Consider the following 8,734-nt stretch of genomic DNA (forward strand, 5'->3'; position numbering starts at 1 on the left):
GATGCAACCGGCGGCCGTAACCATGGCCGCCCGTCGCATCTGCCAGGCTCAGGCGGCGGACCTTGCAATCACACCGGGTTGCCTCGACCATTGGGCATACCAGCTGTCGAACAGTTTGAGCTGCGCTTCGGCATAGCCGCGCTGGCTGTCGGTCAGGGCATCCGTGTCGTTGAAGTGCAGCAGGTACTCGGGATTACCCTTCAGCACCATCATGTGCTTGAAATAGAGCACCAGGTCTGGGCCTTCGTCGAAGGAGGACAGCACGGCGAGCGCGGCGTCCAGTTCCAGCGCGCGCTGGCGGGCCTCGGCGTCGCCCTTGGCTGCCGCCTGGCTCAAGCCCACAAGGTGCAGCACTTCCTTTGGCAGGACGTTGCCGATGCCGGTGATGGCGCCGGACGCGCCGCAATTGACGAAACCGTGGAAGACCGCTGTGTCGACGCCGATCATCAGCGTGACCTCATCGTCGCGGCTGGTGATGTTTTCCGCCGCGTAGCGCAGATCCGACGGGCCGCCGAACTCCTTGAAGCCGACCAGGTTCGGATGTTCGGCGCGCAGGGCGAAGAACAGGTCCGCACGTGTGGCAAAGCCGTAATAGGGGCTGTTGTAGATGACCGCCGGCAGGTCGGGCGCGGCGGCAAGAATTGCCTTGAAGTGATGGCGCTGCGCCGTCACCGAGGGCCCGCGCGACAAGACACGCGGGATCACCATCAGGCCCCGGGCGCCGACCTTCTGGGCGTGCGCCGCATGCGCGACGGCCTTGGCGGTGTTGACCGCGCCGGTGCCGACGATCACCGGCACGCCGGCCTTCGCCAGGCGCTCGACGCCTTCCATGCGCTGCTCGTCGGTCAGGAGCGGCCAGTCGCCCATCGAGCCGCAATAGACCACAGCCGACATGCCGGCCGCGATCAGCTCTCGTCCCTTGCGCACCAGCGCGTCGAAGTCGGGCTGGCGGTCCTGCGTGCATGGGGTCATCAACGCCGGCATGCAGCCGGAAAAAACATTAGAGGTCATTTCGGATTCTCCTTGAGGCTTGCACGCGGATTGATCAGTTTGTCCCGAAGCGGCACGGCTTGCCAAGCAAAATAGTCGTGGCCGCCAGGGACCAACGCAGGAACAGCAATGCGCAGCAAAACCAGCATTCGTGTCGTCGGCTGTCATGCCGAAGGTGAAGTCGGCGACGTCATCATCGGCGGTGTCCTGCCGCCGGCTGGTCGCACGATGATGGACAAGATGATCACGATGGAGCGCGATCATGACCATATCAGGCGCATGCTGATCTGCGAGCCGCGCGGCAGCGTCGCGCGCCACGTCAACCTGCTCGTTCCGTCGACGCGCGAGGATTGCGCCGCCGGCGCCATCATCATGGAGCCGACAGAATATCCGCCCATGTCCGGATCCAACACGATCTGCGTCGCCACGGTGCTGCTCGAGACCGGCATGGTGCCGATGCAGGAGCCCGAGACGCGCTTCAAGCTCGACATGCCGGGTGGCGTCATCGAGGTGCGCGCGCAATGCCGCGACGGCAAATGCGTCTCGATCACGTTGCGCAACGCACCCGCCTTTGCCGAACGTCTCGACGCTGCCATCGAGGTCGAGGGGCTGGGCACGCTCATCGTCGACATCGCCTATGGCGGCATGTTCTACGCCATCGTCGATGCCAAGGCGCTCGGCTTCTCGGTCGCCCCCGACGAGGCGCGCGAACTGGCGGTGGCCGGCGAGAAGATCAGGCGGGCCGCGCGCGGGCAGCTCGATGTCGTGCATCCGCAATTCGACCATGTGCGCGGCGTGTCGATCGTCCAGTTCGCCATGCCGTTCCAGGGGCCGGGCAATGTCACGCGCAACACCTGCATTGTCTCGCCGGGCCGCTCCGACCGCAGCCCGACCGGAACGGGTACGTCGGCCCGCATGGCCGTGCTGCAAGCGCGCGGCATGATGGGCGTTGGCGACGTGTTGATCCACGAATCGATCATCGGCTCGCGCTTCACCGGCAGGATCGTGGAGCTGACGGAAATTGCTGGGCGCAAGGCCATCGTTCCGGAGATCACCGGCCGGGCCTGGATTACAGGCGAGCACAGCTACTATCTCGATCCGACCGATCCCTATCCCCAAGGCTACGTGCTGTCGGATACTTGGGGCACCTCCACCTCGGTGAAGCAGTAGGTCGAAGCCGGCAATTCACTGGACTGGCGGGTTCTCGCCAAGCCAGAATGGCCTCAACGGCATGCCCGTCATATCAGTACCTGGTGAGAATTCACGCATGAACATGGATGGTATCTGCGATCCGCGCTTTGGTGCCGTGCGCGCGGCGTTTGCCGAGTGTTTCGCCGAGGGGCTGGAACATGGCGGTGGCGTATCCGTCGTCGTCCACGGTAAGACTGTCGTTGACCTGTGGGGCGGTCATGCCGATGCCGCGCGAACCCGCCCGTGGCGGCAGGATACGCTGATCAATGTCTGGTCCTGCACCAAGGGCGTCGTGGCGCTGGCGATTGCAATGTTGGTGGAGCGCGGCAGGGTGGACTATGCCGCACCCATTGCCCGTTACTGGCCGGAATTCGCGGCCGGAGGCAAGGAGCGCATCACGCTCGACCAGGTGATGTCGCACCAGGCGGGGTTGAATGGTCTTGCCGTGCCGATGGACGAGGCGGGTATGTTCGCCTGGACGCCCTTTGTCGACGCGCTTGCGGCCATGCCGCCGCTCTGGGAGCCCGGCAGCCGCTGCATCTATCACGCGCTTACCTACGGTCATCTTGCTGGCGAAGTGCTGCGACGCGTCGACGGACGAAGCATCGGCCGCTTCATCGGCGAAGAGATCGCGGGCCCGCTCGGAGCCGATTTTCATGTCGGTCTGCCGGACGGTGAGGATTCCAGGGTCGCCGAGATGATCGAAGGCCCCGGTGCCTCGGACTGGGTCGACTTTGTCCGCGCCTCGCCCTTTCCCCACGCAGCCGACAATCCGGCGCCCCGTGCATTGGCCCCCAACGACCGCGTCTGGCGCGCCGCCGAGGTGCCGGGCGGCAATGGCCAGTCGACGGCGCACGCACTGGCGCGTATTTACGGCATGATGGCAGCCGGTGGCGTCTGGGAGGGCCATCCACTGATCGGCCGCGCGGCAATCGAAGCGGCGGCGCGTCAGCGTGTTCGCGGCACGGACGAAAGCTTCGCCGCACCCACCGCCTTCGCCGCCGGCTATCAGATGGAAGATCCGGTCTATGGCGGCCGTGCGTCGCCGCAAACGTTCGGCCACACCGGCTGGGGCGGCGCCATCGGCTTTGCCGATCCCGGTGCCGGCGTCGGTTTCGGCTACGTCACCAACCGCATGCTGGGTTTTGACGACATGGACCCGCGCCGCAAGATGTTGATCGAAGCCGTATACGACTCGCTCTGACTGAATGGCTGAGAGCCAGCCGAGTGGCCCGGCGGGCCGGAAGCGGTGCGCGCTCGGCGGGGCGAAAAGTGACCCTGGTTCACGCCGGCGGCTTGCCGGCTTCGGGTCGTTCGGGATTGTAGGCCCATCCTTCCGATGGAAGACACATAGCTCCCTCGCTATCCCCCGGCGTTCCAACAAAAGCTGTGGCTAATCCCTCTCCTGCGCCTTCGCAAATATCCGCATCACGCCACCATCTGTAGTAGTCTCGGCCTGAAACCCCGGCTGAGAATCAGCCGGGGCGGCGGGTGGTTGATTGTGGCGACATTCAACGCGCAATTTCTGGACTTTTTCGACTGGTGGCTCGATGAGCTGCGAGAGGTCTGGACGCGGGTTGTTCCCAGGAAAGAGCAAGTGTCCGCCGCCGACTGGATCGTCAGCCTGGCGGATGACGGCATTCGTGTGCGCGAGGCCAAGGCGCCGGAGTTCCAGTCGATCCCGCTGACGCTGACGGCTTCCTCCGACGAGATACTGGCACTGCTCCAAGGCGGGTCTCGGCGCAGGCGGCCGAGCTTCGATATCAGCATCCAGCCAGGCCTGTTCCTGCCCCGCCATCTCGCGGCGCGGCGGTTGCCGGTTCGGCAGGCACGCGACATGGCCGAACTCGACCTTATGGCTTCGACGCCGATCGACCCGGCGCAGGTGCATGTCGTCTTCGCCGCGACGGCGGCGCAGGACAGCGTCTACCACGTCGTCAAGGCCAAGACGCTTGCCGCCGTGCTGGACGCGGTCCGCCGCGCCGGCGGGTGCGTTCGCTGCCTGTCGCTGTCGCACCCGGCCGGCACGCTGCGCGCCGATCCGCTGAGCCTCGCCGCCATCTGGCCGCCGACGGCGCGTGACCGGCGTGCCAGGACCGCCTGGATTGCGGCCCTTTCGGTGCTGGCCGGGGCCGTGTTGGTGACCTTCGTGCATGCGCATTGGCGCGCCTGGCAGGCCGAGGCTGAACTGGATACGCAGATCGCCGATGCGCAGGTGCTGGCCAAGGCGGCGCGCACCTCGCTGCAGAAGCGCCAGGCCGGCATTGAGCGGATCGAAAAAATCCGCCTGGAAAAGAAGACGACGGCATCGCTGGTGCGCGTATGGGCCGAGCTGACGCATCTGCTGCCCGACACGGCCTGGCTGACCGATCTCTCGGCCAAGGGCGACGACCTGACCATATCAGGTTTTTCCACCTCGGCCGCCGAGCTGATCCAGCCGATCGACGCCTCGCCACTGTTTTCGGCGCCCGAATTCGCCTCGCCGGTGGTCAAGGTTCCCGGTCAGGACGGCGAGCACTTCACCATTTCGGCCAAGATCGGGGCGCTCTGACGATGCTCTCCGCCATCCTCAACACGAGGCCGACGATCCGCCGCCTGATTGCGCTGGCGATCGCCGCGGTCACGGCCTGTGCGCTTGCCTGGCTGGTGTTCGCGGCGTTCGACAGCGTCGCCTCCGCACAGGCTGGGATCGAGGAAAAGCGCGAGCTTCTCGGCCAGCTGCAGAGCGTGGCCGCCCTGGCAAAGCGCCTCGACAGCGCCGCCAGTCCGGAAGCCGCGGCCAATCCCGAATTTCTCACCGGCGGCAGCGAGGCGATCATCCGCGGCGGGCTACAGACCCGGCTGAACGCGATTGCCGCCGCCAATGGGGTCAGCGTGCTGTCCGCCGGCAATGCACCGGTGCTCAGCGAAGCCGGCGTCGATTTCATCGGGCTGCGGGCCAACCTTTCGGGGCCGCTGGAAGGCATCCACAACGCCATTCTCGCCATCGAGACCTCGCTGCCGGTGCTGTTCATCCGCGAAGCCACTTTGCGGACCACCGATGTCAGGCCGGCGGCGGGACGGACCGGCGACCCCGAGCTTTTCGCCGAGATCCTGTTTTACGGGCCTTTGCAAACGCAGATGGCACCCGCCGGGGTCAAGCCATGACCGGGAAATTCACCGGCCTGGCGATTGCGGCGGTGATCGCGGCCCTCGCTTTGGTCAATGTCGCGCTCTACGATACGCCTGTCGACATCACACCTGTGGCCTCGGGCAAGGGGCACGATGGCGGCCCAACCTCGGTGGCGGGATCGCTGCAATTTCCCGAAGCCGGCGATTTCAGCGAGACGTTCCAGCGCCCGCTGTTCACGCCGACACGCCGGAAATTCGTGCCCCCGCCGGTCGCGCCGCCTCCGGTGGAGGTTGCCGTTGCGCCGGTCGAGCCGGCGCCGGCGCCACCACCACCCGAAGCCCCACCGGCCGTCGCCCCATCGCTGCTGGGCATCAGCATTCACGGCGGCGCCGCGAAGGCGCTGCTGCGCGTCGCCGGCAGCGAAGCCGCGGTTTGGTATGGCAGTGGCGACACTGTTGACGGCTGGAGGGTGTCGGCGATCGACAAGGATCAGGCCGTGCTGGAGCGGGATGGCAAGCTGGCGCGCATCCCGCTTTATCCGCCATGGAAGAATGCGCCGCCGCCACCCCCGAGCGAACCGCAACTATGAGCGACCGCGCTCCCCATGACAGCGCGGGCACCAGCTCGCGGGATGAAAGCACCCGCAGCGGCTTCTCGCTGGTTGCCGTGCTGGTGTTCATGCTGATCGTCTCGGCGATCGTCGTCCCCTTTGCCGTGACGGCCAAAACACGGTTGATGATCGCCAACAGCGAGGTCGAACAGGAGCGCCTGTTGCTGCTGGCCGAAGGCCTCGGCAATGTGGTCGCGAGCATGTTGACCGGCACCTCCGGCCGGCAACAGTTTCCGCTGGATTCCACGCCGGCATCATGCCGGTCGGCAGGGTTCAGTTTCGCCGTGCGCGTCCAGGATCATGGCGGGCTGATCGATCTCAATGCCGCGGATGACCGCCTGCTGGAGCTTGGCTTCGCGGCGCTCGGCTTCGAGCAGCGGGCGTCGACCGAACTGGCCAAGGCCGCGCTCCGGTTTCGCGACAACGCCAAGCTGTTCGCCGACCTGCCGCGGTCGAGAAGCGCCGTCGGGCCGCCCGAGGACAAGCAGGCGCCGTTCGAATCCGTATCCGAACTGCAGGAGTTTTCAGCACTGTCGTCGATACCCCTGCGGACCTTGAATGGCGTTTTCACGGTCAACTCGAAGCGTGGCACGATCAGCGCCGACCGCGCGCCAGACCGTCTGCGCGCCGCCCTTGCCGGTGGCTCCAGTGCTTCGGTCGTTCAGGCGGTGGCCGATGCGTCAGCCTATACGGTCGAAGTGGTGGTGAGGCGGGACGGTTCCGGCATCGCGGGCGAGGCCGGGTTCATCATCGAAAAATCTCCGACAGGCGCGGCATTCTCGCGCGTCTCCCGGAGCCCGGCCGCCGAAGCCGGCGCATTGCCGCCGGTCGCCGGCATCGTCGGCTGCGAGGTGCTTTTCGGCAATGAGGCGGCGCAGATCCTGCGGGGGTGGAGCTCATGAACGCTGCCGTCCAGACGAAGGGGATCGAGGCGTTTCTCGCCTTTCTCGAGGGCGAGAAAGTGCTGACCGCGCATGCCGCCCAACGCGCCTTGGGGGCATCGCGAACTTCGGGACATCCGTTCGATACGGTGATGACGGAACTTGGGCTGATCGGCGAGCAGGAGCTTGCCAGCAGCCTCAGCCGCTACCTCGACGCACCGATGCCGGTCGAGATCCCCGAACAGGTCAGCCCCGAAATGCTGGCAAGCGTGCCGCTGGCCTATCTCAGGGAAAACGCCATCCTGCCGCTGCAGATGGACGCCGAACGGCTTGTCGTCGCCGTGGCGGATCCTTTCTCCTCGGCCACCATCGATGCACTGGCCTTCCACTATGAGCGGACCCTGGCGCTGCGCATCTTGCCAAGGCGCCTGATCGCCGAATGCATCGACCGCATCGAGCAATCAGCGCTGGCTGCCGTTTCGAATGGCGGCAGCAACGGTGAAATCCTGGATTTCGGCCCTGACGACCTCGAGCGCTTGAAGGATTTTGCCCGTGAGGCGCCGATCGTGCGCTTCGTCGCCGAGACCATCCACAAGGCGGTCGATGCGAGAGCCACCGACATCCACATCGAGCCGCTCGAGGACCATGTCCGCATCCGCTTCAGGCATGACGGCATGCTGTCCACCGTCGACACCGCGTCGATCGCGATGCTGTCCGGTATCTCCACCCGCATCAAGATCCTGTCGCGGCTCAACATCGCCGAACGGCGCCTGCCGCAGGACGGACGCATGCGTATTGCCGTGCGCGGCCGCGACGTCGACCTGCGCGTCTCGGTCATTCCGTCCATTCACGGCGAGGCCATCGTACTGCGCATTCTCGATCGCGCCGGCGTCGAACTGAAGCTGGAGAAGCTTGGCTTCGATGGTGCCGCGCAGGCCAAGATCCGCAACATGTCGCAAGCGGCCAATGGCATCGTGCTGATCACCGGGCCGACCGGCAGCGGCAAGACGACGACACTCTATTCGATCCTGGCCGAGCGTTCGCGGCCGGACGTCAAGATTTTCACCGTTGAGGATCCGGTCGAGTACCGCATGGCCGGCATCACCCAGTTGCAGGTCAATCCCGCGATCGACCTCGACTTCGCCGCTGCCTTGCGCTCGATCCTGCGCCAGGATCCCGACATCATCCTGCTCGGGGAGATTCGTGATCGCGAAACGGCGCAGGTCGCGGTCCAGGCGGCCTTGACCGGCCATCTCGTGTTCTCGACACTGCACACCAACAGTGCCGCAGGCGCGCTGACACGCCTGCGCGACATGGGCATCGACGGCTATCTGCTCGGCGCGACGATCCGCGGCGTCATCGCGCAGCGGCTGTTGCGCCGTATCTGCCCGACCTGCCGGGGTGCGGAGCAGACCGGTCCGGCCTGCCGCACCTGCAACGGCTCCGGCTACAGCGGGCGCACGGTGACCTATGAAATGCTGCAGGTGTCGCCGCGCATTGCCGAGCTTATCGATCAGGGCGCCGGCGAAATGGAGATCGGCCGCATTGCCGCCGAGGACGACCTCGTGCCGTTGTCGGTCCACGCAACCGCGCTTGCCCGATCGCAGGTCACCACCATGGACGAGGTCCGCCGTGTCATCGATCTCGCGGGCGGTGACTGATGCCGGCCTTCGCCTATCGCGCCTACCTGGCCGACGGCTCGACGGAGGCCGGCGTTCTCGATGCGTCGACCAAACAGGACGCCGCCCGCAAATTGGCGCAGCAGGGCCGCCGCTCCTACCATCTTGCGCCGGTGAACAGCGAAAGGCCGCAGCTTCGCCTGCCGGGGCGCAGCGCGCTGACGCTGACCCGCAGGGTCGACCTCAGCCGACTGTTTTCCGAGCTTGCGGTGTTGCTGAACGCCGGCTTCACGGTCGAGGGGGGGGGGGGGGGGGGGGGGGGGGGGGGGGG

Annotated in this window: 8 protein-coding genes and 1 pseudogene; 8 read left to right on the plus strand and 1 reads right to left on the minus strand. The window is 66.2% G+C overall.

The annotated features are described in order from the left end of the window. Positions 1-48 precede the first annotated feature (48 nt). Positions 49-1,011, minus strand: a complete 963-nt coding sequence (locus FJV80_RS31670) for a dihydrodipicolinate synthase family protein (protein ID WP_095771393.1) — start codon at positions 1,009-1,011, stop codon at positions 49-51. A 108-nt stretch (positions 1,012-1,119) separates the two neighbouring features. Between FJV80_RS31670 and FJV80_RS31675 the strand changes: the two genes are divergently transcribed. The 8 genes and pseudogenes from FJV80_RS31675 to FJV80_RS31710 all read left to right on the plus strand — a co-directional run. Beyond that, on the plus strand, positions 1,120-2,160 hold the full coding sequence (locus tag FJV80_RS31675; RefSeq protein WP_095771392.1) for a proline racemase family protein: 1,041 nt from the start codon (positions 1,120-1,122) through the stop codon (positions 2,158-2,160). A gap of 97 nt (positions 2,161-2,257) precedes the next feature. Next, on the plus strand, positions 2,258-3,385 hold the full coding sequence (locus tag FJV80_RS31680) for a serine hydrolase domain-containing protein (RefSeq protein WP_142878268.1): 1,128 nt from the start codon (positions 2,258-2,260) through the stop codon (positions 3,383-3,385). A 393-nt stretch (positions 3,386-3,778) separates the two neighbouring features. Beyond that, positions 3,779-4,732 (plus strand): PilN domain-containing protein, encoded by a 954-nt coding sequence (locus FJV80_RS31685; protein ID WP_245318053.1) that lies wholly within the window; start codon positions 3,779-3,781, stop codon positions 4,730-4,732. A 2-nt stretch (positions 4,733-4,734) separates the two neighbouring features. Next, on the plus strand, positions 4,735-5,328 hold the full coding sequence (gspM, locus tag FJV80_RS31690; RefSeq protein WP_142878269.1) for a type II secretion system protein GspM: 594 nt from the start codon (positions 4,735-4,737) through the stop codon (positions 5,326-5,328). Next, positions 5,325-5,882 (plus strand): hypothetical protein, encoded by a 558-nt coding sequence (locus FJV80_RS31695; protein WP_142878270.1) that lies wholly within the window; start codon positions 5,325-5,327, stop codon positions 5,880-5,882. Before gspM ends, FJV80_RS31695 begins: the two co-directional genes overlap by 4 nt. Further along, positions 5,879-6,805 carry a general secretion pathway protein GspK gene (locus FJV80_RS31700; RefSeq protein ID WP_142878271.1) on the plus strand — a complete coding sequence of 309 codons (927 nt, stop codon included), beginning with the start codon at positions 5,879-5,881 and terminating at the stop codon, positions 6,803-6,805. Before FJV80_RS31695 ends, FJV80_RS31700 begins: the two co-directional genes overlap by 4 nt. After that, on the plus strand, positions 6,802-8,445 hold the full coding sequence (locus FJV80_RS31705) for a GspE/PulE family protein (RefSeq protein WP_142878272.1): 1,644 nt from the start codon (positions 6,802-6,804) through the stop codon (positions 8,443-8,445). The genes FJV80_RS31700 and FJV80_RS31705 overlap by 4 nt, the downstream gene beginning before the upstream one ends. Next, a pseudogene (locus tag FJV80_RS31710) lies at positions 8,445-8,734 on the plus strand (hypothetical protein); the annotation flags it as partial. The gene FJV80_RS31705 and the pseudogene FJV80_RS31710, both read left to right, overlap by 1 nt.

Source organism: Mesorhizobium sp. WSM4310, assembly GCF_007003935.1.
Lineage (GTDB): Bacteria > Pseudomonadota > Alphaproteobacteria > Rhizobiales > Rhizobiaceae > Mesorhizobium.